This window comes from Kosmotoga arenicorallina S304, from assembly GCF_001636545.1.
In the GTDB taxonomy this organism is placed as follows: domain Bacteria; phylum Thermotogota; class Thermotogae; order Petrotogales; family Kosmotogaceae; genus Kosmotoga_B; species Kosmotoga_B arenicorallina.
Genome location: NZ_JFHK01000001.1, coordinates 26,780 through 52,663, shown reverse-complemented (window position 1 = coordinate 52,663; position 25,884 = coordinate 26,780). Strand labels below are relative to the sequence as shown.

Below are 25,884 nucleotides of genomic sequence, written 5' to 3'. Positions count from 1 at the left end.
ATATATGTTTGTATAATTAATCGATTTCAATCGCACTCGAACCTGTTCTTTATTCCATAAAAAAGGGGTGAGTTACATGAAACTACGTTCGGTTCTTCTGGTTTCTTTAGTTGTCCTGATTTCAGCTATAGCGTTTTCAGGTGTGGTAAACATCTGGAGCTGGAGAAGCCAGGATGCGGATGTCTGGAAACAAGTTGAATCAAGGCTTAGAGCTCAGGGATATGATATCAAGATTAACTTCACAGCCTACGCTCCAACTGAGTACGATGCCAAGGTAAATCTGGCTCTTCAAACGGGTACCGGCCCTGATCTGGTTTACTCGCGAAGGTTGCCAGGCGGAAGAACACAAACTTTGATAGACAATGGGCTTTACCTTGCACTTCCCGATGACTTTGACCTCAGCAATTTCCCACAGGCTGTATTGAACTCTGTTACTTCCGGAGGTAAAGTTTACGGAGTACCTTTTGCAGTTCAGGTTGTGGGAATTTTCTACAACAAAGACTATTTCGATCAGTTCGAGCTCTCCATACCAAAAACCTGGGACGAGCTGGTTGAGGTCGCCGACACACTTCAGAAAAACGGCATTACTCCCTTCTTCGTACCTGGAAAAGAGGCCTGGGCTCTCACAATGCAACACGCAATGTGTGGTGTCAGTGTTCTTGGCCCTGAATGGATCAAAGACCTTACAGAAGGAAAAACCTGTTTCCTCGATGTCAAATTTGTGGATCTCAACAGAAAGTTGAACGACCTGAAAAAATACTATCAAGATGGATTTATGGGTAACTCAACAAACGACCTTAACGCTGCCTTTGCCTTTGGCCAGGCCGCGATGGTGTTCTATGGTATCTGGGGCTATCAGACATGGCATGAACTTAACCCTGACTTGAGGGTGGGATACTTCATGGTTCCTCCTGCAAATGAGTGTCAGGAACCTTACGCTTATACATACATGGACGGTGCCATTGCCCTTACTTCTAATGTGAAAAACCGTGAAGATTCTCTAAAAGTTTTAGAATTCTGTGCAACTCCTGAATTTGGTACAATTTTCTCAAATATCACCTACAACATTCCCGCTGTGAGCGGTGCAGACCTTCCCGATTTGGATATACTGAAAGTGGCAGTTGATACATACAACAACCACGCATCCCCTTACGTTTACTGGGTAGGCTCAGTATTTGTTACCCAAAAACCTTCTCTTTATACCGATGTTCTTAGCCCTGGAATGCAAGCTATGTACTCAAACAAACTAACACCGGAAGAACTCGCAAGAAACGCTCAGGAAGCGATTTCTCAGTGGTATGAACCCCTGATGAAAAAGTGATATCTTACATTCCCCTTCCCTTTTAGAAGGGAAGGGGATTCTTTAAGGAGTGTGTAAATGAAACTGGCAAAAAGATACCTTCTATTATTTGTTTTGCCCGCTCTTATTCTGTATACGCTTTTCATTATATATCCACTAATCAACAGTTTATTCCTCAGCCTTTATAGCTGGCCTGGAGTTGGGGAAAAAACTTTTGTTGGTCTGGATAATTTCAGGAAGGTTTTTTCCTCAGGAGCTTTTAGAAATGAAGTTTTCAATGCCTTCTGGCATAATGTGTATTTCTATATTCTGGCAGCCTCGATAGAAATTGGCGTGGGTTTTTTCATAGCTTTAATGCTTGCAAGCAAAATAAAAGGTGCCAGAATGTTCAGAAATATCGTTTATATACCCAACATGATACCTCTTGTGCTGGTTGGCTTCATGTGGAGTCTGTACTTAAACCCGCAGGTGGGTCTCGTGAACCAATTCTTAAAATTGATCGGCCTTGGTGGCCTTGCACAGTCCTGGCTTGGTCAGGAATCCACGGCTTTGACAACCATAATATTGGTTAACGCCTGGCGTAACATCGGTTTTTACGTGCTCGTTCTCCTTGCGGCTATTCTAGATATAAATCCTTCGTTGCTTGAAGCGGCTTATATCGATGGCGCAAGCAATTGGAAAATAATCTGGAGGATTATATTTCCTCTTTCCTTTTCTACTGTTAGAACGCTGGCAATTCTCCTCTTCATATGGAGCTTCAATGTATTTGACATGATATATGCTCTTGAGGGGGTTCAGGCAGGCCCCTATCGCTCAACAGATGTTCTGGGGACGCTTTTCTATCGAACTGCTTTTGGCGGTTTGGGAAGTTCTGCAATTGATATGGGGCTTGGTGCAACGATCACCGTTTTCATATTTGCCATAATCATGCCTGTTTCCATATTCTACGTGTATCTCGTTGAAAAAAGGCAAAGGAGCGCTTGATATGCTTACACTGACAAAATATGGAAAAATACTTGTATATACGCTTTTGGCTATCTACGCTACGCTTGTTCTTGTCCCGTTTTTCATGATGGTCAGCAATTCCTTCAAAAGCATGAGGGACATATACCTGAAACCTTTCTCTCTCCCATCAGAACTTTCGTTGAAAAACATAATTGACGCCTGGAATCAGGCAGGGATAGGAAGGGGATATCTTAACAGCCTTATGATTGCAGGAAGCGCCGTTGTGGGAATTGTTATAATCGCTTCTTTTTTCGCTTTTGCAATATCCAAGTATGAATTCAGAGGAAGACGTTTTCTGTTCATATATTCCATGCTTGGTCTTGCCTTTCCTGCAAGGCTTGCCATTATACCGATTTATCTCTTGCTGCGAAACGTAAACCTTACTAACAGCCGTCTTGGGCTAATAATAATATATATAGCAGTCAATATACCCTTTTCAGTGTTCCTGCTGAAAAATTTCATCGATGGGGTTCCAAACGAACTCAGTGAAGCTGCAAGAATTGACGGAGCCAATCCTCTTCAAATTTACAGGCATGTGGTGCTTCCGCTTATAAAACCGGCGATTTCAATTGTTTCAATAGTCAGCTTCGTCAACGTCTGGAACGACTTTTTCTTTCCCCTTATATTCATCAATGATCGCTCAAAGGCAACCATCACCCTTGCCGTTTCAATCTTCTTTGGGGAATATGCTAATCGCTGGAACCTTCTTTTCACGAGCTTAACACTTGCAATTGCACCAACAATAATTCTGTTCCTGATCTTCTCAAGGCAGTTCATTGCGGGAATGACTCAGGGAGCAATCAAATGAAGGTGAAAAAAATGAGAGTAAAGCTTGGAATAGATAAGATTCTCGAGAATAGAACCAGATACGCTAAAATGAACCTCGGGCTACTTACGAACTCATCGGGGGTTACTTCAAAACTTGAAATCAACCTCGAGAAGCTTTTAGAGAGTGGTTTCAATATAAAGAAGCTCTTTGGGCCAGAACATGGGATATCGGGAGCCGTTGCTGATGGAGAAAAAGTAAAAGACAGCATGGATCCGAGATATGGCTTGCCTGTATTTTCCCTTTACGGCAATCACTTAAGACCCACAGAAGAAATGCTCGATGGACTAAATGCCGTGATATACGACATACAGGATGTGGGGCTTCGTTATTATACCTATATCTACACTCTTGGTTATTTAATGGAGGCTTGTGCTGAAAAAGGAATAAAAGTCATTGTTCTGGATAGACCTAACCCTCTGGGAGAAAAAATCGAAGGCCCCATAGTGAGAAAAGGCTATGAATCCTTTGTTGGTGGTTATGGTTTGAGCATTCGATACGGCATGACAATCGGGGAATTGGCAAATTATCTGAATGCTGAATTTAACATAGGCGTGGATCTTGAAGTAATAAAAATGGACAACTGGAGAAGAACCTCCTATTATGACGAAACGGGCCTGTTATGGCCAACTCCTTCACCAAATATTCCGGGTCTTGAGCATACGATCCTTTACACCGGCTTGTGCCTGCTGGAAGGTGTAAATATTTCCGTGGGACGCGGTACAGTCCACCCCTTCAAATACATCGGAGCACCCTGGTTGAAATCAGAAGAAGTGCTCAAGGAACTCAGAAAATTCTCCCACGAAGGAATAGCAATGCGTGAGCGGAATTTTATCCCCTTCTCAGCCAGGTATATGAACGAATTATGCTATGGACTCGAATTTTATGTCACCGACAGGTATAAGGCAGATCCGTTAAGGCTTGCTTTGAACCTTATCCATGTCATTATAAAGCTTCATCCTGAGAGTTTTGCCTGGGATCATGTATATCATGACGCAGAGGGGCGCAATCATTTTGACAGGTTAATCGGTAATCCTGATTATAAATCGCTGCTTGAAAAAGGCGTTACCGGTGACGAGTTATCAGAATTATGGAAAGAAGAACAGGAAAATTTCACTGAGATTGCACGTAAATACTACCTTTATCACTAACAAGATATTTATCATCAGGAGTGATTGATATGAAGGAAGAATTGGAGCACTTGATCACTGAAAGTATCAACGAAAAAAGTAAATACATTGATAGAGTTCCAATTATTGAAAAACTCAGGATTATAAATGAAGAGGACAAGAAAATCGCTTGCGCAGTAGAAAAGGAGATCTCCAAAATAGAAAAGGCAATTCTTCTTACCTTGTCCAGCTTGAGAAAAGGAGGAAAAGTCTTATACGTAGGGGCCGGGACCAGCGGAAGGCTTGGTGTTGTAGATGCTTCTGAAATATATCCCACCTTTGGTGAAAGTGAAGCTTTCAAAGCCATTATGGCAGGTGGTGAAAGGGCCTTTTTGACCCCAGTTGAAGACGCGGAAGACAAAGAAGAATCAGCTGCTGAAGAACTGAAAAGAGCAGGAATAACCGCCGTTGATACAGTTATTGGCATAACGGCAAGTGGAAGAACTCCCTTTGTGCTTTCAGCCCTGAGAACAGCAAGAGATATTGGAGCGAGCACGGTAGCTATTTCAAATGTTCCGGATCCCAAAGTCGCCAGTTTTGCAGATGTGAGCATAGAAGTTGTCACAGGGCCCGAAGTGCTCACGGGCTCAACCAGAATGAAAGCAGGAACTGCCCAGAAAATGGTATTAAACATGATAAGCACAGTGACGATGATTGAAATGGGAAAAGTCTACCGGAACTTCATGACAGACCTTGTTGTAACTAACAGGAAATTGGTTGAAAGAGCAATTAAAATGATTCAAATAGCAACTGGAATAGGCTACGAAAAGGCAAAAAAGCTTTTCGAAGACTCAGGAAAAGTCCCCAGAATAGCTATTTATATGGCTCTTACAGGAGCAGATAGAGAAAAGGCAAAAGCTGAACTCGAAAAAGCCGACGGAAAATTGTACAAAGCTCTTGGCGAAAATGAAAGTTAACTGATCGAGGAGGAAAAAATGAGGATTGCCGTACTTGTGAAACAGGTTCCAGATACAGACCTGGTTAAATTAGATCCTGAAACGGGAACCATGATAAGAGAGAATACTGGCAATATAATAAACCCGCTGGACCTTCATGCGATAGAAGCAGCCCTGAGGATAAAGGAATTCATGTCTTCCGAAACAGATATTGTTGCTTTTTCTATGGGGCCACCTGTTGCAGAAGTGGCTTTGAGAGAAGCGATTGCCATGGGAGTGAATGATGCTTATTTGATCAGTGACCGCAGGTTTGCAGGTGCGGATACCCTTGCAACAGCTACGGTCCTTTCAAAAGCCCTTGAAGAATTTGGCCCCTTTGATCTCGTTCTCGCAGGCGAAAAAGCGGTTGACGGAGAAACGGGTCAGGTTGGTCCGGAAGTTGGTGCTATTTTGGATTTACCCGTCCTTTCATATGTAGCCAAAATCGTAGAATTTACCGAAAAGAGTATCATTATCGAACGCGAAGTGGAGGATGGTAAAGAGATCTGGGAATCCAGGCTTCCATGTCTACTTACACTCACCAAAGAAGTAAATGAACCAAGGCTTCCAACATTGAATATGAAGAAAAAAGCAAGGAGGGTAAAAATTAAAACCCTCAACTGCGATTCTCTGAAGATTGACGAAACAACTGTTGGACTTAAAGGATCTCCTACAAGAGTTGCAAAAATAACAACTCCAAAAATCGCCAGAAATGCCGTTATATACGAAGGAAAAGAACTTGAAGAGGGTATATGGAAAGTAATAGAGCTTCTCAAGCCTTATCTGGAGGAAAATCATGAGTAAGCATATATGGGTAATAGCTGAAAAGAGAAAAGGCACCTTTCATTCAAGCACTTATGAACTCCTGGGGAAAGCCAGGGAGATCGCAAAAAAAATCCCGGATGCTCTGGTTGCCTGTGTTACTTTGACGAATAGAAGTCTGACCCCGGAAATGAGGGAGAAGCTATCTGAACAGGGGTCGGACGTAATTTTGAATATAATTAACGAAAAATTTGAAAGGTTCGACTACTTAACGTATCTCAAAGCTCTTGAAAGTATCGCAGAGAAATTCAACCCTGAAATAATACTTGCACCTGCAACGACAACAGGCAGAACTATAATGCCAGCATTGGCAGCATCTTTGAAGACAGGTCTTACAGCAGATTGTACCGGTCTTGACATAGACAATGACGGGAATTTGCTCCAGACAAGGCCGGCTATTGGCGGAAATATAATGGCAACCATAAAAACCCCAAATCACAGGCCGCAAATGGCAACAATCAGGCCAAAAACTTTCAATCCATTAACAGAAAAATACTCAAAGACTGCAATTTACCACGAAATAATCCCGATTCTTGATATTTCCGATAAAACAAAGCTTATTGAATTCAAAGAAATTTCTGAAGATCAAAAAAGCATCCAGGATTCTGAGGTTGTGTTTTCCGGCGGAAAGGGGCTGAGAAAGCCCGAAAACCTTGAAATACTGAAAGATCTTGCGAAGTTGGTCGGCGGGGCGGTAGGAGCATCAAGGCCCCTTGTAGATTCTAAGTGGATAGGCCATGAAAACCAGGTGGGGTTGAGCGGCCACACCGTGAAGCCGAAAATTTACATCGCCGCAGGCATTTCAGGCGCTGTTCAGCACGTTGCGGGTATGCAAACATCTGATATCATCATCGCCATTAACAAAGACGTGAACGCCCCTATTTTCGACTACTCGGATATAGGGCTTGTTGGCGACGCAGCTGAAATACTTGAAATGCTCCATAGAGCCCTGAAGAATATCAAGGAGGAAATACCGGATGCCTGAAATCCCCGTTGAATTATATGAAAAGCTAAAAGAAATTCTCGGCAACAGAATGAAAACCGAAGAAGATTTTCTGGAAAAATATTCCCGTGACGAAACGGCAGAGCTGCAGGGCAGCAAACCCGGTGTTGTGCTTTTCCCGATTTCAACTGAAGAAGTGTCGCAAATCATTAGATTGGCAAACGAATACATGATTCCTGTAACCCCAAGGGGTGCCGGGACAGGTTTATCAGGCGGGGCTATTCCAACACCTGGTGGCATAGTTCTTTCACTGGAAAAGATGAACAAGCTGATTGAATTTGACGAGGCAAATCTCATGATAACCGTTGAACCGGGTATGATAACCAGCGAAATTCAGAAAATCGCTGAAAAATATAACCTGATTTATGCCGGCGACCCTTGTAGCAGTGAAAGCTCTACCATAGGTGGAAACATAGCAGAAAATGCCGGTGGGAACAAAGTGCTGAAATACGGGCCAACAGGAGCCCATGTGTACGGTCTTGAAGTTGTATTGCCTACGGGAGAAGTAACAAGCTTTGGTGGAAAGATGGTTAAAAACGTCACGGGGCTTGACTTTGTTCATCTGCTCGTCGGCTCCGAAGGAACACTGGGAATAGTGACAAAGATAACTCTCAGGTTAATGCCGAAACCGAGATACTCTGTGGCGCTTCTGGCACCGTTCGAATCGGTGGATGCCGCGATAAGCGCCGTTCCTGCACTGATAAAAGATGCAGGCGTAATGCCTTCATCTCTTGAGTTTATGGACAATCCTTCTATAAAGCTCGCTTGTGACTTTTTGAATGTGAGCTTTCCTTATTCAGAGGCTGGAGCCCACTTGATTCTGGAAATTGAGGGAAACGACAAAGAAGCTGTTGCAGATGAATACGAAAAGCTTGGAGACATTTGTCAGCGCGAAGGTGCTCTCGAAGTCTTTGTTGCTGATAACAGGAACACAAGGGAAAAGCTCTGGAAAGTGAGAAAAGCCATTGCAGAAGCCCTCATGGTATACAGCCCTGTTCATTGTATGGAAGATGTGTCAGTTCCTACTGCAAATATCCCGGCCTTACTAAAAGGAGCAAGGCAAATCGCAAAAGCCCATGACTTGGGCACTATTGCCTTTGGCCATGCGGGAGACGGAAACGTTCATATCACTTTCATAAAAGGTAAAAGCTCAATTGAACACTGGAACACCCACCTTAAAACCGCTCTTGCAAATCTCTATGAACTCACCAAAAATCTCGGAGGATGCATAAGCGGAGAGCACGGAATAGGCTTAAAGAGGAAAAAGTATTTGCCAATTGCCGTTGATCAGGCTCAAATTGATCTTATAAAGGGAATTAAAAGGGTTTTTGATCCCAACAACATACTCAATCCCGGAAAAATAATCGATGTTTGACCTCTTTACCGCATTGAAAACATGTAGGTGCAGTTATGAGAATTCAAGTTCTTTGCAATGACAAAGCGTTAAAAGGTTTTGAATCAGAACATGGGCTTTCCCTTTACATTGAATCCTATAATCATCATATCCTTTTTGATACAGGCAGCAGTGATGTTGCTGTCAAAAATTCTGAAAAGCTTCGACTTAGCCTGAAAGAGATAGATTTTGTTGTCATAAGCCATGGTCATTACGACCATATTGGTGGCCTTGATAGCATTCTTAAAGCAACGGGGAAAACAAGAGTTTATGCTGGCAAAGGATGTCTTTTGCCTCGTTACAGTGGCCCCAGACGTGCAGGTGCGCCTGAAAGCAAGATGCAGTATCAAAAGCTTGGAGCTCGTTTTGAAGAAATTGACCAGATCAGCGCACCAGCAAAAAACTCTTTCTTACTTCCCGCTGTGCCCTTCAGGACTTCAGAAATGCCATCGGCAAGGTTCAAGCGCCTGGGCATTGAGGAAAGAGTTCGTGATTTCTTCGAAGATGAACTCGGATTGATTGTGATAGAAAACCAAAATGCTGTTTTGTTCACCGGGTGCTCTCATAGAGGCATTGGTAATATAATACTCGAAGCTACAAAGCACTGGAAGATAAAAACTGTTGTTGGTGGCCTTCACTTGCTGCACAAATCCCCGGGTGAAATCGAAGAAATCTGCCGGCTAATAAAACCCTTCAACATAGAAAAATTCTATATTGGCCACTGTACGGGTGATCAGGCAATAGAAACCTTCTCAAAAAAGCTTCAGGCTGTTGTGAAAGAGCTGAAAGCCGGGCAGATAATAGAAATCTGAAAGCCTTACAGTTTCTTTTCTATCTCCTCGTTGATTTTACCGGCTTTTATATAGGTATCCAGAATAGTTTTCATTATCGTTCCTCTCAAACCTTCTCTTTCAAGAGAATATATCCCTTCAATTGTAGTGCCGGAAGGGGATGTTACAAGGTGTCTGAACTCACCCGGGTGATTGCCTTTTTCCTTTAAGAGTTCTACAGAACCTATAACGGTGTCAAGAATCAATTCCCTTGCCTTATCATAAGAGAGCCCCATTTTCAAGCCAATATCAATCAATGCCTCAACAATTACAAAGATAAAAGCTGGGCCGCTACCGCTCAATGCCGTTACAGCTGCAAAATCCCTTTCCTTTACTTCGACGACATTCCCAATGGATTCAAGCAGTGAAATAATCGAGTGGCGCTCTTCTTTTGAGATATTTGGCGAATATGAAATTCCTGTAACACCTTTTCCTATCATCCCTGGAATGTTAGGCATGATTCTCACCACTTTCTTCGTGCCAAGTTCCTCTTCAAGGACTTTCATGGAAATACCGGCCATGGTGCTTACCACAACTTTGCTCGTAAAATCCACATTTTTCACCTGTTCAAAAAGCGTAGAGACATCCTGGGGTTTGACTGCAAAGAATATTATTTCTGCTTTCTCGCTAACTTCAGCGCTACCGTTGCAACAGATGATATTATCTATTTTACGGTAGGGGTCCATCTTTTGAGGGGTCCGGTTGAAAATGTAAAGCTTCAACTCCGATTTTAGTCGCAAAAATCTTTCAAGGAGAATGCTCCCTATGTTTCCAATACCTATAATCCCTATATCCATATTTCCTCACCTCGATGTTATAATTCCAATTATACACAATATGTAGTATGCATTACAATTTGAAAAAACTCTGTACAAGCCAGCATATTGAAATATATAATTGGTAAAATGATTATAAAGACAAAATAGAGGTGCTTAAATGTTTGAGAGACTTAACCCGGATATTTTAAGGAGGCTTTTTCAAAAACAAAAAGATGCTCTTCTTCTCTTTGATTTCGAGGGTAACCTGAAAGCATGGAATGACAGTGCTCTAAAAATCATTAATGCTGGCACTGAAAATCTCGAAACACTTTCTTTTGAGGATTTATTCACCACCTTGCAATTCCATGAGACCCTCTCTTGCCTCTTGAACGGAGAGACTGAATACATTCATACCAAAGCGGCATTAGACAACGAAAAAACCTTCGAAATCTATTGCGAACTCATCAAAAATTCTTCATTTGAAACCCTCATACTTTGTCGTCTTCATCCTGCTCATACCCCTGAAGCCGAGGTAAAAAGCTGGTTCGACATTCTGGCTGAAACCGCTCCTATGGCAATTCTGATTTATCAGAACAACAAATGGGTTTATGCAAATTCAATGGCCGAAACACTCAGCGGATATTCAAAAGCCGAATTACAAACAATGAATTTCTGGGATCTTGTCAAACCAAATTACAGGGAGTTTGTAAAGGAAATCGGCGGCAAGAGGCAAAAAGGCGAGAGGAGTACCAAGCACTATGAACTGGAAATCGTTAGCAAAGATGGGAAAACGAAATGGCTGTATCTGACAAGTGATACCACGGTATACAAAGGGAAGCCAGCGGGTATTGTTGTAGCCATGGATATTACAGAACAAAAGAAAACAGAAAAAGCTCTCAGGGAAAGCGAAGAAAAATTCTTCAAGTACTTCGATATGGCACAGGTAATAAACCTGGTCCTTGATAAAAAGGGAATAATAAGGCTTATCAATAAAAAAGGCGAACGCCTTCTTGGACTTGAAAAAAAAGAAATACTCGGAAGAAAATGGTTTGACTTCATTCCAGACTATCAAAAGATAGAAGTGAAGGATACTTTTGAGAAACTTCTGAAAAAGCCGTCAGAAAAAGAATTTTTCGAAAATTCCATCGTAGATTCAAAGGGCAAAGAAAGAATGGTCTCCTGGCGAAACACGGTGATTTACAACCAAAACAATGAAGTTGAAGCAATTTTATCTTCTGGAATTGACGTTACAAAGGAAAGAGAAATGCTTTATCAGCTAAACAAATACAAAAACCTCTACGAAGTGCTGCTCGATATCACCTCCTATGCGCTGAAAAAGGGCTGGTCAGAAAAGGATTATCAGTCGCTCCTTGAAAAAATTGTCTCCGTAATTCCAGAAGCCCATGCGGGAAGCGCTGTGATTAAAATAAAAGATCGTTTTCACTTTGTCGCCAGTGTAGGCTACGATCTGGAAACGTTGAAAAAAATAAGCTTCTCGGAGAATGAAGTTATGAGATATTCAAGACAGCCAGCCTTTATGAGATTTTCTGAAATTGGTTTCAGAAAAGAGGACCAGAGAAACAAAATATTCAGGCAAATTGGTTCTATGAGAATAAAATCAATTCTGATTATCCCTATATATCTTGAAAAAGAGCTGGTTAGCATTATTTTCCTCGATAACTTCGATAGCGAAGAGGCTTTTGACGATATAGAACTCGATTTTGCCAGACTCATCAAAAGGCACATGGAACTACTGCTGTTGAAAGTGCAAACAGAGAGCAAACTGCTTTATGTTTCTGAGCATGACATCTTAACAGGTGTTCTTAACAGGCGCGCCTTCGCCAAAAGGGCCAAAGAAATAATCAAATTATCAAGGCGATATCACCATAGCTTCAGCGTTATGTACCTTGACTGCAATGGTTTCAAGCATGTAAACGACACCTATGGGCATGATGTCGGTGATGTGCTTTTGAACCGTATATGTAGGCGTATAGAAAACGAGATAAGAGAAAGCGATATCTTCGCACGGGTTGGTGGTGACGAATTTCTGATCTTGTTGCCTGAAACAACTGAAGAAAGTGCAAAAAGCCTATCAGAACGTATTAAAAAGTCTCTGAAAGAAAAATTTGTTATAAACGGCTATGAAGCGAAAATATCTATGAGTATAGGTATATCTTTCTTCCCCCAGGACAGCGAAGATGTGGAAACACTTATTCAACTGGCTGATAGAAGAATGTATTTATCAAAGAAAAACGCAAAAACAAGATAAAGCCGCTTACATTTCAAATTTCCTCTGTTAGCACTTCATAAATGAGACAAAAACGTGATAAAATCTGTCGAGGCTGTTTACATGAAAAACATATTTTTATATTTCTTTTATTTCTTATTTTCATTTGCCGGGTTATATTTAATATACCAAGCGGGCGGGGTTATCAGGCATCCTCCAATTATTGAATCTTCTTATACCACAGGGGACATCTTAACTCTAAAACTGCCGCGCCTTGAATTTGAAAAGCTTCTGGAGCTTTCCTTTTCTGGACTTTATCTTGAAAACCGAACCATAAACCTTGATGGCGACATCTATGAATTCAGGATTATTGACCGGAAAGGTTCCATTTCCCTCAATTATAATGGACTATACATATATTCCAGAAACTATGAATACAGTTTCAAGCAGTGGCAAGATGAAAACAGTGATGGTTATCCCGATGCAATGACCCTATATGGAGAAGATGCCGAAAATTTCATAAGGTGGTTTTTGAATATAGCCATATACCAGTTTTTGGAGCCTTCACCAAAATGGCCAGAAAATCAGAGAGACTGTGCGGGATTGATCCGCTTTGCCTTCAAAGAAGCTCTCAAAAAGCATGACGAAAGCTGGTATAGGAACACAGGAATAAACCCGGAATTGTGGCGTGAAAAAACCGGGGTTGATCTAAAAAATATTCCGGATGTTCAAGCATACAACTATCCCAACGTACCAAAAGCAGGAGCTTTTATCTTCATAGCAGGTTCAGAGCTTAGCACTTATGCCAACGCTTATACCCTTTTGAAATACAACACCAGATTCATCAGCCGTAATCTCGAAGATGCCCGTCCCGGGGATTTGCTCTTTTTCCAGCATCCGAATCCTTTAACCTTTCATTCAATGATCTACACAGGTGATGGGTTGATTTACCACACAGGCCCTGAATCGGAAATTGACCCGGGAAAGATAAAGCTCTGGAAAGTGGAAGATTATTTAAGGCTCATGCCGGTGCAATGGCTCCCGATTTCCGAGAACACTTACTTTCTTGGGGTATACCGCTTTAAAATACTGGGAAATCAATGAAATTTAGGAGGTGGGGAAATGAAACGCATAACGAGCATTGTATTACTTATCCTTGCAATAGCAACTGTGTCTTTCTCTTTCGAAGTGCTCAACAGTTATGGAAAATACCTGGAAGGCATTTTCTACGAATATGTTCCCGCGATAAACAAAATACCCATGATGATTTCACCCGAGCTTTATGAAGAAAAAATATCAGTAAAGGTTTATCACCTTTCCCAGGAAAACCTATTTGGAGCTGTTCGTCTCTCCGACATATCCCTTCCTGATTCTCCTTCAACTGAAACTGAATTTACTGCAAGATGGGGCTCAAGAATCAAGCTATCAGAAGAATTGCTGGGAAATTTCTCTTTTGTGCAAATAACAACAGACAAAATGAGCAGAAAGCTCATCTATCTCAAAAAAACGCTTTCGCCAAAGGCTATTGTTTCGGGCAACAAAATAGTATTGAAAGTATGGAACAGAGTAAACTCCAGAGTCGTAAACGCCTTTGAAATTTATAACGTCAAAAGCGGAGCTCTTCTTGGAAGTACCACCAGCGGTGAACTAGCCCTTAGCGAAGTTGTCATGGACGAACTCCTTCTAATAAAAGCGGGTGAACTGTATTATGTATGGCGCCCGGAAAACTTGCAAAAAAGTGCTCCACCCAAAACCATAGCCTTTGTCTTCACAGATAGACCAGCATACAAAGCAGGAGAAACCATTCATTACAGAGTCTTCCTGAGGAAAGTATCAAACGAAGGATACGAACTAACGGACATAGCTACTGTTACCATGATAATACTTGACCCCTTAAAGAGGGAATTTCAGCGAGATGTGGTTACGCTGGACGACTTTGGCGCGGCAGATGGCAAAATCGAAACTAACAAGGAAATAACAAGAGGCTCATATATGATAAAGCTTGAATGGTTGGAAGATGGAAACAGAAGAGAATACACCCATTACATAAACATAGCAGACTATAAAAAACCCATCTTTGAAATATCCGTAAAGGGCAAGGATTATTACAGAACCGGGAAACCCATCACCTTTGAAGTTTCAGCTGATTACTACTTTGGTGGTCCTGTTGCAAATGGCGAGGTCGCGTACACAATATACAAAAACGGAGCTTTCGTAGATACCGGCTCTACCAGACTGAACAACAACGGTTTTGCAGTAGTTGGCTACAGCAAAAGCATCGAGCCTGGAGATTATTCTGCCTTAATTACAGTTTCAGATGAAAGCGGGATGGAACTCCAGCAAATGGTCTATTTCAAAGTCATCGATGCACCTTATCGATATGCTGTTCAGAGCAAAATAGAGAGCAAAGTGCTTTATCTTAAAATAAAGACTATATCCGTATCAGATGAACCGGTGAGTGCGAGCTTCAATTGTTCCGTGTGGTATAAGGAAACTTATTACTCAGAAGAACAAAAAAAATCAACCTCCACTCGCTTTTACATATTCGATTCAGTTGTAAAGACCGATGAAAACGGAAATGTGAACATAGCAATACCGGTCAAAACGGTCCCTTCAGGCAAAGTGCTCTACATAACCCTTGACGCTTCAGATTTTGGAGAGCCGAAAGCCTTTTTGGAAGAACCGCTCATAAAGCCTTCTACATATGTCGAGCCACCAAAGAAACTCGTTGAGATAAAAGAGATACAACCCGTTAAGCCAGGGGAAGACTGTGAAATAATTATAAACACCGCAAAAAACCTTGATATGTGGCTCATAGCAGATTTTGGTGGCAAGATCATCACCAGGAGCTTTACCACCAACGAAGGTTCAAATTATCTCTGGTTGAAAGTCCCGGAAGGTTTCGGCTTTGGCAGCTTCCCGATAACCTTTGTTACCATGAGCAAATCTGAAACCATTACCATCAATAAAACTGTCGCGATAAAGGATTTTTATAAAGACCACAATATAACCATTACATCAGAAAAAAGGTATGCCCCGGGCCAGGAAGCGACCTTGAAGATAAAAACAACGGATAACAACGGCAACCCCGTCGAAACATCCGTAACCCTTGCCGTTATTTCCCGTGCCCTTCTTGATCTATTCGAAAAAGGCAAAGACACATGGCTGGAAACCTATTCCTCAGGTTTCAAGGTCGGACCTGTAACATACGAACTTCTGAACCTGGACTATTTCAATGATGACATGTACCCCTCAATTTCAAACCTCATAGACTATACCCTTGATTATTACACTGCTGCGGAATCGAAAATCCCTTTGGTAATGGAATTAGGGACAAGAGTAGACATGGCTGAATCAAAAGCCGTGGAAGGTGAAGCTTTGCCACCATCTTCTCTGGAATACAGAAAAAAGTTCAGCGACACAGCCCTATGGTCAATACTGTTCACAGATAAAAACGGAGAAGCAACCGTTACCTTTACCCTTCCTGACGATCTTGACCGCTGGACTATCAGAGCGCTTTCGTCAACAAAGGGTGGGGGCTTCTCCTACAGCACATCAGAATTTGAAACATGGAAACCTTTGACTATTACAAGCTTCCTGCCTGAATTCTTCATCTCAGGAGACGAAGTGGCTACCAATTATGTGATAACCAACTACACTGACAAACCCCTTCAATTGAATTACCTGTTCAAGCAAAACAATGAACCCGTTGCCGGGAGCTTCGAGTTGCTTTCCGGTGATTCGACATCTCTTTCTTTCAGGTTCAAAGTAAAGGAACTATATGCTTTCGCAGAAGACGAAGTGCTCACACTCTCCTTCGCCGTTTACAACGATGAGATAAACGATGCGGTGGAAAATTCTATACCTATAAAACCCCGGTATATCTATTCGGAGAGCAGAAAAAAATTCCTCTTAACAGGCGAAATGGATTTTGTTGTTCCTGAGAATACCTATGGAACACTAATAATAAACAACTCAATTGGAAGATTACTCTTTGAGGGCATAAAATATCTGGTCAAATATCCCCATGGCTGCGTGGAACAAACAATGAGCCGTGTTATGCCACTTATTGCTGCGAAGGATTTGCTTGAATACGCCAGCGAAGATTTCAAAAATAAAACCAACGAATACCTAAAAGCCGGTATCGATAAACTGTACGGCTATCAGCACTACGACGGCGGCTGGGGCTGGTGGAAAGACGACCTTTCTAATAATTTCATGACGGCGTACGTCATGTACGGCTTCTATCACGCCCAAAATGCTGGTGTGGAAATCAGCAGGAACGTTCTTGAAAGAGGTATTAGCTATCTCTCAAAAAACAGGTCAGATCCAATGGTAAACTACGTATACGCACTTTACAGCAACATATTTGGATATACCTTCAAGATTTCCGATAGCCAGATCGAAAATTTCAAAAATGCCAGTGCAGCTTCCAAAGTGCTTCTTGCCCTTACATTCTGTGAAATGGGCAATACAGCGAAGGCTTCAGAAATCCTGAACCAAATGATTGTTGAATACGATCTGGATAATCCGAAATTTAGCAGCTTCCACCATCTGATTGATGACGATATAATCATTGCACTGATGCTTGAAGCATCTATAAAAGCAAAGTTAGATGAAAAAGTAATTTCTGATCTCGCTAATAAACTTCTTGAAAGAAACATAGGCGGGAGATGGAGAAGAACCGTATCAACAAGCATCGCAACTTTAATACTCAATGGTTTTACCAATAAACTCAGCAAAGATATAACAGTAACCATAAAAGGCAATGGAATAGACCTTCAATTAACTCCTGACAAACCGAATTCCCTTGAAATACGCTCCGGTAGCTATCACATTACATCCTCTGAACCCGTCTGGATAAGCTTCTCCGGGAAAAGCTATACCCCGCCAGAAAAATACAAACCGGTAAGCAAAAGCGTCAAGATCTCCAGAATCCTCAGGAAAATCCAGTACATAGAAGAAGGATCGTTGAAGGGAGAACCAGTGGAACCGGAAATCTTCTCGCCCTACTACATAAAATTAGCCAACATTATAAGGCTGGACAAAACAAACATTGGCTCAATAAAACTCTATCCTGATACCACAATATTCGGAAACGAGCTAACTATTGAAAATTCGGAGATTGTGTTGGGGGAATACCATCTGGGTTATTATGTCTATGGAGACCTACTGGGGAAGACCTCTGAAGATACGGTGATATTCAGATTGAGCAGTACCAGACTTCTTAAAATCACCATTGCAAAGCGTGAACCAAAATTAAATGTCGGCGATACAATCATCTCAGAAATTCACATAAACACTGATACCCCATACCTTATAGTAGAAGACACCCTTCCTGCCGGTTCATTGCTGATGAAAACAGGTAAAAGCAATTTTGGCAATAACAACAAAGGGAAGTTCTTTTGGTATAGCTATTTAACTTTCACCGAATCAAGGTATGACAGGGTATCCTATTACTTCAAGTACATTGATTATTCAATGCTCAAAACTGAATACAAGCTTATCGCACCCGGGTCATATCTGATACCCCCGGCTATGGCATGGGGAATGTACGATGAAGATAAATACTTTGGAAGTACCGAACCGTTAATAATCACAGTGGAGGAAAGATAATTTGAAACGCCATTTTTTGCTTGCGGCAGCGCTCATAATAGCGCTCGCCGCTTTTTCTTACAAGACGATGTTCATAAGCTGGAGCTTAGAAGAATTTGCACAATATAGGGAAAGGCTTGAAACCCTCACCGGACAACAAGCCACTGATACCACTTATACTGTATTTATCGCTGATTCTGTATCTGAGTTTTACAGCTTATCCGGTTTCCCCTACTGGGTACTCGCTGGTGTAAGAGGCAACGTGATTTTTCTCCAGCCACCGACACTGCACAAGAATCTTATTCGCACCCTTGCCCACGAGCTAACCCATCTAAGCTTAAAGCAATACAAACTGCCTTACTGGCTCGAAGAAGGTCTCGTTTGCATTGTTACCAACGAATGGCAGGGCATCACTCTTGAAAGGCTCAAAAATATTCAGGAAATAGATCCAGCAGAATTAGACTACTTCCAGTATCAAAAATATTGCTACACCGCCTGGATAGAAGCTTCCTTGCTGTACTCAAAAATCGGGTTTGAAAGGATAATAGAAACAGTAAGCAGCACCGAAGAATTAACGCTGTGGAGCTATTAATAAAAAATCCTCTTAAAAAGTGTAAATGTATAATTTGAAGTTCAAATTGAGAGAAGAAAAGATAATGATAACCTCACTACCAAAATACAAAATTCTTACCGGACGAATGAGGAGAATATATAATAGGAGCTAAAATCTGTTCCTCAGAAAATAAGTTATAGTAAAATAATATAAAAGGCATTTGAAGGAGGAAACCATGAGAATCAAAATCAGCCTAAAAGGTCTTCGGAACAAAGCGTTCAAAAGAGATCATTATTATCAATTGTCCTCGGTCGTATATAACATGCTCAGGGAAGCTAATCCAGAATATTCAAAATGGCTACACCAAAAAGGCTATGAAGACGGGTATAAGCATTTCAAATTTTTCAACATCTCTAAATTGATAATCAGGAAAGAAAACTACCAGCTAACAGGTACCAACAACGAACTGATATTACTAAAAGAAGATACTGCCTACTTTTATGTTTCCTCACCCATAGAAGAATTCCTTACAAACCTGGTTAGTTATCTTCTTGCTAAAGACACCTTCAAGCTTGGGGATCATATAGTTTATATTGATCGGGCAGTTGCGCTGCCAAATCCTCCAATTTCTGAAAACATAACTTTCAAATCTATCACTCCCATAGTAATAACAAAAAAACACTCTGATTATAGAACACCGTTTTTCATAAGGGCCTATCAAGATCCAGAAGAATTTGACGAATACATAACCAAAAACGCTTTAGAGAAATACAAAATATTGACAGGGAAAAATGCTAATCTCTCGTTAAACGTTGATAGGGAATACCTCAAGAAAAAAGCAAACAGAACCGTAGTAAAAATCCAGCTCAAAGAAAACCAGACGCTTTTTGGATCATTGGTACCTGTAAAAGCAAAAGGTGACCCCGCTATCTTGAACTTCCTATATGATGTGGGGCTTGGCGAAAAGAACTCTCAGGGAATGGGAATGGTAGAAATTGCAGGATATCGCTTCTAATTCACAATTTCACAAGTTGTATAGCTTATAACAAGGCCGTCTCCGACGGCCGTTACTTATAATTAACCTTTTTTCTCGCCTTTTCTCGTTTTTGGTCGTTCGACTCAGTATTTAACACACTCTCTCTACACCTTTCTCATTCTTGCTTACAGAATTTAGTTCGCTATGCTTATTGTCGGACCGCGGTTAACTAACGGTAAATTCGGTTAACTCTTTCGCACAGACTATTTTTGTCGTATTTTTGTTTTTTGAGCTTTTGCTTTACTATTAACCCTTTGCTCCCTTAATTTTTTCTTAACACATTCTTGTCGGAACGTTTGTATACCATGTCTTCTCTTTTACTCTCTACCTTACACCTTCCTGCCTTTCTTAGAAACCTTCCAAAACTTTACAATGATCCGACAAAAACTGAAGTCATTCGACCAAATTTCTTTTTTCTCTTCTTTTTACACCTGTGATTTGCTTATATTAACTATTTCCCCAAAATCTCCCGGTTTTTGTGTTTATATAACTGAAAAACTCATTAATCATCTGCCCTTTTTCCTATATACCCCTTGATTTCTTATCTTGAAATACGTTATAATCATTTTGTAATACAAGCTGTTGGGTAAGAACCAGTGTGGTATGGAAACTCATATTAGCTCTTAGGTGTTCACGAAACTTAATTGGTTGGGTAAGAACCAGTGTGGTATGGAAACTAAACTTGTCGTTTCTTACTACGACAATGTTCCCATGTTGGGTAAGAACCAGTGTGGTATGGAAACTTTTTGCCTCGACCGGGACGATTGCTTCGTCCAGGGGTTGGGTAAGAACCAGTGTGGTATGGAAACTCGAGGGCATAATTTCGCCTTCTTCGTCCCGGATTGTTGGGTAAGAACCAGTGTGGTATGGAAACATTTTCAGTGCTCCAGCGTATTGCTGGAGCACCTTGTTGGGTAAGAACCAGTGTGGTATGGAAACAATTTTTCTCGAATTCTTCGTTCTTTTTCTGAATTGTTGGGTAAGAACCAGTGTGGTATGGAAACCCCAGGACCTGACGAATTTCAATGCTGCCCCGCTACGTTGGGTAAGAACCAGTGTGGTATGGAAACATATAAGAGTTTTTAGTGTCTGTAAAGTATCTAACTAGTTGGGTAAGAACCAGTGTGGTATGGAAACCCCCTTTATGTTAAAGGTTACTTTTTTTTAATTTTGTGTTGGGTAAGAACCAGTGTGGTATGGAAACTTGTTTATTTTCTTTGATTATTTCTTTTTCTTCGGCGTTGGGTAAGAACCAGTGTGGTATGGAAACGTTATTTTTACATTGAATATTAGATCTTGTACTTCGGTTGGGTAAGAACCAGTGTGGTATGGAAACACGAATTGACGCGGGGACGTGGATTTTACTCTCCATCGTTGGGTAAGAACCAGTGTGGTATGGAAACTCTGCTTTCATAACTAAATTTACGACATCTTTTGCATGTTGGGTAAGAACCAGTGTGGTATGGAAACCCTCTTTTTTATTCCCCATTGCGTAGAACCCAGCTTGTTGGGTAAGAACCAGTGTGGTATGGAAACTTTATTGTGCCCTCGATTTTCAGTGCTTCGGCATATGGTTGGGTAAGAACCAGTGTGGTATGGAAACATAATCTATTTTCAGGTCTTGTAACACATTTTAAAGTTGGGTAAGAACCAGTGTGGTATGGAAACTTTTAGTCCCCCCTTTCTTTTTTAATTTATGTTTAGTTGGGTAAGAACCAGTGTGGTATGGAAACCTGGTCTGGTCGGCTGTGCTGCGCGCGGCTCTCCATGTTGGGTAAGAACCAGTGTGGTATGGAAACGACTGAGTGATTGAGCGGGTCGCTTTTCGTTCGCGTTGGGTAAGAACCAGTGTGGTATGGAAACCTTGTTGTTCTTTCTATTTCTTTTTCTTGTAGTATGTGTTGGGTAAGAACCAGTGTGGTATGGAAACTCAATATAAGTTTTAATAACATAAGCATCTACTCCTGTTGGGTAAGAACCAGTGTGGTATGGAAACGACTGAGTGATTGAGCGGGTCGCTTTTCGTTCGCACAGTTGGGTAAGAACCAGTGTGGTATGGAAACATTCTCTCAAGGGAGGTGATAACTACCCCTCCCCTGGTTGGGTAAGAACCAGTGTGGTATGGAAACCATGTAAGGATTGAGTTTGTGGCGGTACAAAAAAAGTTGGGTAAGAACCAGTGTGGTATGGAAACTGAGGTCTGGGAGATTATTCTCCCAGGCTCTCAGGGTTGGGTAAGAACCAGTGTGGTATGGAAACGGAGATGTTTTGATATATCAAGTCCAGAACTGGTTAGTTGGGTAAGAACCAGTGTGGTATGGAAACGAGACAAAGTCTGCTTGCCTTGTTATGTCTTGGTTTAGTTGGGTAAGAACCAGTGTGGTATGGAAACCCAGCGTATTGCTGGAGCACCTCCACGGCCTCCAAAGTTGGGTAAGAACCAGTGTGGTATGGAAACTCCAAAACGGCAGCTCGTGCCGTTTTGGACGTTTTTAGTTGGGTAAGAACCAGTGTGGTATGGAAACGTATTTATTGACGAATGCTATTTTTCTTTTTATTTTGTTGGGTAAGAACCAGTGTGGTATGGAAACATTGGGAGGTTCTCAAGGGAGGGGTAGTTATCACCTCGTTGGGTAAGAACCAGTGTGGTATGGAAACCCGCTGCGGATCGCAGCGGGGACCGAAATTTTTGACGTTGGGTAAGAACCAGTGTGGTATGGAAACAGGGAGTGAAAGTATTTTTTTCGTGCCACAAAAATCGTTGGGTAAGAACCAGTGTGGTATGGAAACGGAGGATGAGCATATAGCAGCCTCCTTTGGGTAAGAACTGTTGGGTAAGAACCAGTGTGGTATGGAAACTATGGCTGAGGGAATAGCTTTAAAAATACTGGAGAGTTGGGTAAGAACCAGTGTGGTATGGAAACAACAACGTAAAAGTGTAAATGTACACTTTGAGGAGTAAGGTTGGGTAAGAACCAGTGTGGTATGGAAACATGCTTGGTGTATCTATTCCTGTATCATTACGTGCGTTGGGTAAGAACCAGTGTGGTATGGAAACTCAGAGATTCTGCAATCATTTTCTCTGAGGAACTTGAGTTGGGTAAGAACCAGTGTGGTATGGAAACAATTATTGTGGATACACGTTTTTTCGTGTATCCGATCGTTGGGTAAGAACCAGTGTGGTATGGAAACACAACTTTTACATTGAATACTAGGTTTTGTACTTCGTTGGGTAAGAACCAGTGTGGTATGGAAACTCTTTTTCTTTTCTTTTTTTATTTTCTTGGATTGTGTTGGGTAAGAACCAGTGTGGTATGGAAACGTTAGGGAATATTTCGTAGCCAAAAATTTAAACGTTTGTTGGGTAAGAACCAGTGTGGTATGGAAACGCAATTTCTTTGCTGAATATTTTTTTAATTTCTTCGGTTGGGTAAGAACCAGTGTGGTATGGAAACTTATTTTTTCATCTACGATTTTTTTGGTTCGCTCAGGTTGGGTAAGAACCAGTGTGGTATGGAAACTGGGAGGGTGATTTAGAGTTCGAGGTAGAATTTTTGTTGGGTAAGAACCAGTGTGGTATGGAAACGCGGATCGCAGCGGGGACGGTGATGCGGCTTTCCGTTGGGTAAGAACCAGTGTGGTATGGAAACTTTGTTAATAGAGTAGTGTTATCTGTGACTCCATGTTGGGTAAGAACCAGTGTGGTATGGAAACACGAATTGACGCGGGGACGGTGATCTTACTTTCCATCTCGTTGGGTAAGAACCAGTGTGGTATGGAAACTAGGGTTCGTCTAATGCTATATCTACGGCTGTGACTTGTTGGGTAAGAACCAGTGTGGTATGGAAACACAATCCCGGATGGTTTAATTTCAACCACTTTTTCACCGTTGGGTAAGAACCAGTGTGGTATGGAAACGCGGATCGCAGCGGGGACGGTGATCTTACTTTCCAGTTGGGTAAGAACCAGTGTGGTATGGAAACATTCCTAGTGATGTTGTGTAGGGGGAAAACAATTGTTGGGTAAGAACCAGTGTGGTATGGAAACTGCGTTCGAGGTAGTGTGAGTGTTGTCATGAATTTGTTGGGTAAGAACCAGTGTGGTATGGAAACACTTTTACGGGTACGCTTTCCTTTCTAATCATTTCATGTTGGGTAAGAACCAGTGTGGTATGGAAACGCATTTCCTCCATGGCTTTCAGAGTTTTCTCAATTTTGTTGGGTAAGAACCAGTGTGGTATGGAAACCCCGTGCCGTTTCGGAGGTTTGCACCGCTTTCGCCAGTTGGGTAAGAACCAGTGTGGTATGGAAACCTGTTAGTTTTAGTATACTATTTTTTCTGGGGGGTTATCGTTGGGTAAGAACCAGTGTGGTATGGAAACTTTTCTTCTTTTGTTGGCTTTATTTCAAGCCCTTCGTTGGGTAAGAACCAGTGTGGTATGGAAACTTGAAAACCGGAAGTGAGTTCATACTCCATACATTAGTTGGGTAAGAACCAGTGTGGTATGGAAACGAAACCAACGAAAAGGAGGAATAAAAAATGGAAAAGAGTTGGGTAAGAACCAGTGTGGTATGGAAACATTTTTTTGATCTTATCTTCTTCGGCATTGTATAGTTGGGTAAGAACCAGTGTGGTATGGAAACTTTAGAGTTTTCTCAATTTTCAGTGCTCCGGCATATGGTTGGGTAAGAACCAGTGTGGTATGGAAACTCCTTTAAATATAAAATGTGCGTTTACTTTATTCCTTGTTGGGTAAGAACCAGTGTGGTATGGAAACTAATTTCGCCATCCTCGTCCCTTATTTCTACGGATACGTTGGGTAAGAACCAGTGTGGTATGGAAACGTGACATACACTCTCAGTTTTCTATCTTTGAGCGTGTGTTGGGTAAGAACCAGTGTGGTATGGAAACAAGGTTAAGGCTTCAAAAGTTTCGCCATTCCAGATAGTTGGGTAAGAACCAGTGTGGTATGGAAACGTGAAGCAGCATGAAAGTGTAAAAAGCATTGAAAAGTTGGGTAAGAACCAGTGTGGTATGGAAACATAGTACCTGTAGCCCTCGATCTTTTTTTGGATGTTTGTTGGGTAAGAACCAGTGTGGTATGGAAACTTGGCATAATATTTTTCTGCCAGTGCGGTTATTGGTTGGGTAAGAACCAGTGTGGTATGGAAACATTTTTTTGGTTCGCTCAGCGAACCAAACCGCATTGGGTTGGGTAAGAACCAGTGTGGTATGGAAACTAGGGCCGGAGCACCTTAACAGTTTCGGAAACGGCAGGTTGGGTAAGAACCAGTGTGGTATGGAAACCCCTATTTTTGTGATGACAGCATCATTTCTACCTTTTGTTGGGTAAGAACCAGTGTGGTATGGAAACGTGACTTTGCTTTGTCTGTTAATAAAAGCTATTCTTGTTGGGTAAGAACCAGTGTGGTATGGAAACAACATTTTTTGTTTCACATCCCAATTTTTGAAGTACAGTTGGGTAAGAACCAGTGTGGTATGGAAACACGAATTCTGCTACGTCTAACATTTCGGCTTCTTCTGTTGGGTAAGAACCAGTGTGGTATGGAAACGGGTTTTCCCCTGCTATTTCTATGATGTAGGGTTCGCGTTGGGTAAGAACCAGTGTGGTATGGAAACTAACAGGTAGAGAAACAACATAAAGTGTGTCTTTGTGTTGGGTAAGAACCAGTGTGGTATGGAAACCAGGAATTTCAGAGCCGCCCCGCTGCGGATCGCAGCGGGTTGGGTAAGAACCAGTGTGGTATGGAAACTTTAATTGTTTGATGACATTGACGAAATACACCGTTGTTGGGTAAGAACCAGTGTGGTATGGAAACACTATTTTGGTATACCTTTTACTAACGAATACAAGTTGGGTAAGAACCAGTGTGGTATGGAAACACTTTGACCCTATTAAAACCCCTATAACCAAAAAGTTGGGTAAGAACCAGTGTGGTATGGAAACATGATCTATCCCTCCTTTAAAAAAAGTAATAAATAGTTGGGTAAGAACCAGTGTGGTATGGAAACATCACTATGTCCGTGCGGTCGATTATACCTTTGTGAGTTGGGTAAGAACCAGTGTGGTATGGAAACCTGTTATTGGATTTTAAAGTCGCCCTTGCCCAAAGATAAAGTTGGGTAAGAACCAGTGTGGTATGGAAACACTTAAAAACGAGGTCAGCGCCCAATTTTTCTTTGAAAGTTGGGTAAGAACCAGTGTGGTATGGAAACCTGGTCTGGGCGGCTGTGCTCCGCGCGCGGCTCTCCATGTTGGGTAAGAACCAGTGTGGTATGGAAACGGAACAAAAAACATAAAAGAATAAAATATTCAGACATGTTGGGTAAGAACCAGTGTGGTATGGAAACTGTACCGTCGAAATACGTTATTACGACTTTATACATGTTGGGTAAGAACCAGTGTGGTAT

At 41.6% G+C, this 25,884-nt stretch carries 15 protein-coding genes and 1 CRISPR repeat array (1 of these 16 running past the window's edge); of the genes, 14 read left to right on the top strand and 1 reads right to left on the bottom strand.

Annotated features, from left to right (window positions below; translation table 11 throughout):
* Positions 1 to 76 precede the first annotated feature (76 nt).
* Genes AT15_RS00155 through AT15_RS00115 form a run of 9 tightly spaced genes read left to right on the top strand, consistent with a single transcriptional unit; the run spans position 77 to position 9,265 of the window.
* Positions 77 to 1,321: an ABC transporter substrate-binding protein gene (locus AT15_RS00155; protein ID WP_068345151.1), complete on the top strand. Its 1,245-nt coding sequence runs from the start codon at positions 77 to 79 to the stop codon at positions 1,319 to 1,321.
* Between the two features lie 57 nt (positions 1,322 to 1,378).
* Entirely contained in the window at positions 1,379 to 2,284 is a 906-nt protein-coding gene (locus AT15_RS00150) for a carbohydrate ABC transporter permease (protein ID WP_068345149.1), read from the top strand.
* A 1-nt stretch (position 2,285) separates the two neighbouring features.
* Positions 2,286 to 3,113 (top strand): carbohydrate ABC transporter permease, encoded by an 828-nt coding sequence (locus AT15_RS00145; protein WP_068345146.1) that lies wholly within the window; start codon positions 2,286 to 2,288, stop codon positions 3,111 to 3,113.
* Positions 3,110 to 4,282 (top strand): exo-beta-N-acetylmuramidase NamZ family protein, encoded by a 1,173-nt coding sequence (locus tag AT15_RS00140; protein ID WP_235598461.1) that lies wholly within the window; start codon positions 3,110 to 3,112, stop codon positions 4,280 to 4,282. The genes AT15_RS00145 and AT15_RS00140 overlap by 4 nt, the downstream gene beginning before the upstream one ends.
* A gap of 29 nt (positions 4,283 to 4,311) precedes the next feature.
* On the top strand, positions 4,312 to 5,217 hold the full coding sequence (gene murQ, locus AT15_RS00135) for an N-acetylmuramic acid 6-phosphate etherase (protein ID WP_068345144.1): 906 nt from the start codon (positions 4,312 to 4,314) through the stop codon (positions 5,215 to 5,217).
* An 18-nt stretch (positions 5,218 to 5,235) separates the two neighbouring features.
* Positions 5,236 to 6,039: an electron transfer flavoprotein subunit beta/FixA family protein gene (locus tag AT15_RS00130; RefSeq protein WP_068345142.1), complete on the top strand. Its 804-nt coding sequence runs from the start codon at positions 5,236 to 5,238 to the stop codon at positions 6,037 to 6,039.
* Positions 6,032 to 7,042: an electron transfer flavoprotein subunit alpha/FixB family protein gene (locus AT15_RS00125; protein WP_068345140.1), complete on the top strand. Its 1,011-nt coding sequence runs from the start codon at positions 6,032 to 6,034 to the stop codon at positions 7,040 to 7,042. The genes AT15_RS00130 and AT15_RS00125 overlap by 8 nt, the downstream gene beginning before the upstream one ends.
* Positions 7,035 to 8,435 (top strand): FAD-binding oxidoreductase, encoded by a 1,401-nt coding sequence (locus AT15_RS00120; RefSeq protein WP_068345138.1) that lies wholly within the window; start codon positions 7,035 to 7,037, stop codon positions 8,433 to 8,435. The genes AT15_RS00125 and AT15_RS00120 overlap by 8 nt, the downstream gene beginning before the upstream one ends.
* Positions 8,436 to 8,470: 35 nt before the next feature.
* Positions 8,471 to 9,265 (top strand): MBL fold metallo-hydrolase, encoded by a 795-nt coding sequence (locus tag AT15_RS00115; protein WP_068345136.1) that lies wholly within the window; start codon positions 8,471 to 8,473, stop codon positions 9,263 to 9,265.
* 5 nt (positions 9,266 to 9,270) lie between these two features.
* Here the strand turns inward: AT15_RS00115 and proC are convergent, their stop codons facing one another.
* Complete coding sequence (gene proC, locus AT15_RS00110) at positions 9,271 to 10,080, bottom strand: pyrroline-5-carboxylate reductase (RefSeq protein WP_068345130.1); 810 nt, start codon at positions 10,078 to 10,080, stop codon at positions 9,271 to 9,273.
* Between the two features lie 139 nt (positions 10,081 to 10,219).
* Between proC and AT15_RS00105 the strand changes: the two genes are divergently transcribed.
* The 5 genes from AT15_RS00105 to cas6 all read left to right on the top strand — a co-directional run bounded on the left by AT15_RS00105 (position 10,220) and on the right by cas6 (position 19,431).
* Entirely contained in the window at positions 10,220 to 12,310 is a 2,091-nt protein-coding gene (locus AT15_RS00105) for a sensor domain-containing diguanylate cyclase (protein ID WP_068345128.1), read from the top strand.
* An 81-nt stretch (positions 12,311 to 12,391) separates the two neighbouring features.
* Positions 12,392 to 13,372, top strand: a complete 981-nt coding sequence (locus AT15_RS00100) for a DUF1175 domain-containing protein (protein ID WP_153019666.1) — start codon at positions 12,392 to 12,394, stop codon at positions 13,370 to 13,372.
* 18 nt (positions 13,373 to 13,390) lie between these two features.
* The gene (locus AT15_RS00095; RefSeq protein WP_068345124.1) at positions 13,391 to 17,884 is read left to right on the top strand and encodes an MG2 domain-containing protein; all 4,494 of its coding nucleotides are present in this window, start codon (positions 13,391 to 13,393) and stop codon (positions 17,882 to 17,884) included.
* Between the two features lies 1 nt (position 17,885).
* Complete coding sequence (locus tag AT15_RS00090; RefSeq protein ID WP_068345122.1) at positions 17,886 to 18,455, top strand: hypothetical protein; 570 nt, start codon at positions 17,886 to 17,888, stop codon at positions 18,453 to 18,455.
* 196 nt (positions 18,456 to 18,651) lie between these two features.
* Entirely contained in the window at positions 18,652 to 19,431 is a 780-nt protein-coding gene (gene cas6, locus AT15_RS00085) for a CRISPR-associated endoribonuclease Cas6 (RefSeq protein WP_068345120.1), read from the top strand.
* Between the two features lie 602 nt (positions 19,432 to 20,033).
* Positions 20,034 to 25,884: a CRISPR direct-repeat array (repeat unit 30 nt; unit sequence GTTGGGTAAGAACCAGTGTGGTATGGAAAC) (it continues 71 nt past the right edge of the window).

What these genes read in the sequence shown, in the direction of transcription:
- cas6 (WP_068345120.1), top strand. Translation starts at nt 18,652, where the DNA reads ATGAGAATCAAAATCAGCCTAAAAGGTCTTCGGAACAAAGCGTTCAAA.
- AT15_RS00150 (WP_068345149.1), top strand. Translation starts at nt 1,379, where the DNA reads ATGAAACTGGCAAAAAGATACCTTCTATTATTTGTTTTGCCCGCTCTT.
- AT15_RS00155 (WP_068345151.1), top strand. Translation starts at nt 77, where the DNA reads ATGAAACTACGTTCGGTTCTTCTGGTTTCTTTAGTTGTCCTGATTTCA.
- AT15_RS00140 (WP_235598461.1), top strand. Translation starts at nt 3,110, where the DNA reads ATGAAGGTGAAAAAAATGAGAGTAAAGCTTGGAATAGATAAGATTCTC.
- proC (WP_068345130.1), bottom strand. Translation starts at nt 10,080, where the DNA reads ATGGATATAGGGATTATAGGTATTGGAAACATAGGGAGCATTCTCCTT.
- AT15_RS00130 (WP_068345142.1), top strand. Translation starts at nt 5,236, where the DNA reads ATGAGGATTGCCGTACTTGTGAAACAGGTTCCAGATACAGACCTGGTT.
- AT15_RS00125 (WP_068345140.1), top strand. Translation starts at nt 6,032, where the DNA reads ATGAGTAAGCATATATGGGTAATAGCTGAAAAGAGAAAAGGCACCTTT.
- AT15_RS00145 (WP_068345146.1), top strand. Translation starts at nt 2,286, where the DNA reads ATGCTTACACTGACAAAATATGGAAAAATACTTGTATATACGCTTTTG.
- AT15_RS00105 (WP_068345128.1), top strand. Translation starts at nt 10,220, where the DNA reads ATGTTTGAGAGACTTAACCCGGATATTTTAAGGAGGCTTTTTCAAAAA.
- AT15_RS00095 (WP_068345124.1), top strand. Translation starts at nt 13,391, where the DNA reads ATGAAACGCATAACGAGCATTGTATTACTTATCCTTGCAATAGCAACT.
- AT15_RS00120 (WP_068345138.1), top strand. Translation starts at nt 7,035, where the DNA reads ATGCCTGAAATCCCCGTTGAATTATATGAAAAGCTAAAAGAAATTCTC.
- murQ (WP_068345144.1), top strand. Translation starts at nt 4,312, where the DNA reads ATGAAGGAAGAATTGGAGCACTTGATCACTGAAAGTATCAACGAAAAA.
- AT15_RS00115 (WP_068345136.1), top strand. Translation starts at nt 8,471, where the DNA reads ATGAGAATTCAAGTTCTTTGCAATGACAAAGCGTTAAAAGGTTTTGAA.
- AT15_RS00100 (WP_153019666.1), top strand. Translation starts at nt 12,392, where the DNA reads ATGAAAAACATATTTTTATATTTCTTTTATTTCTTATTTTCATTTGCC.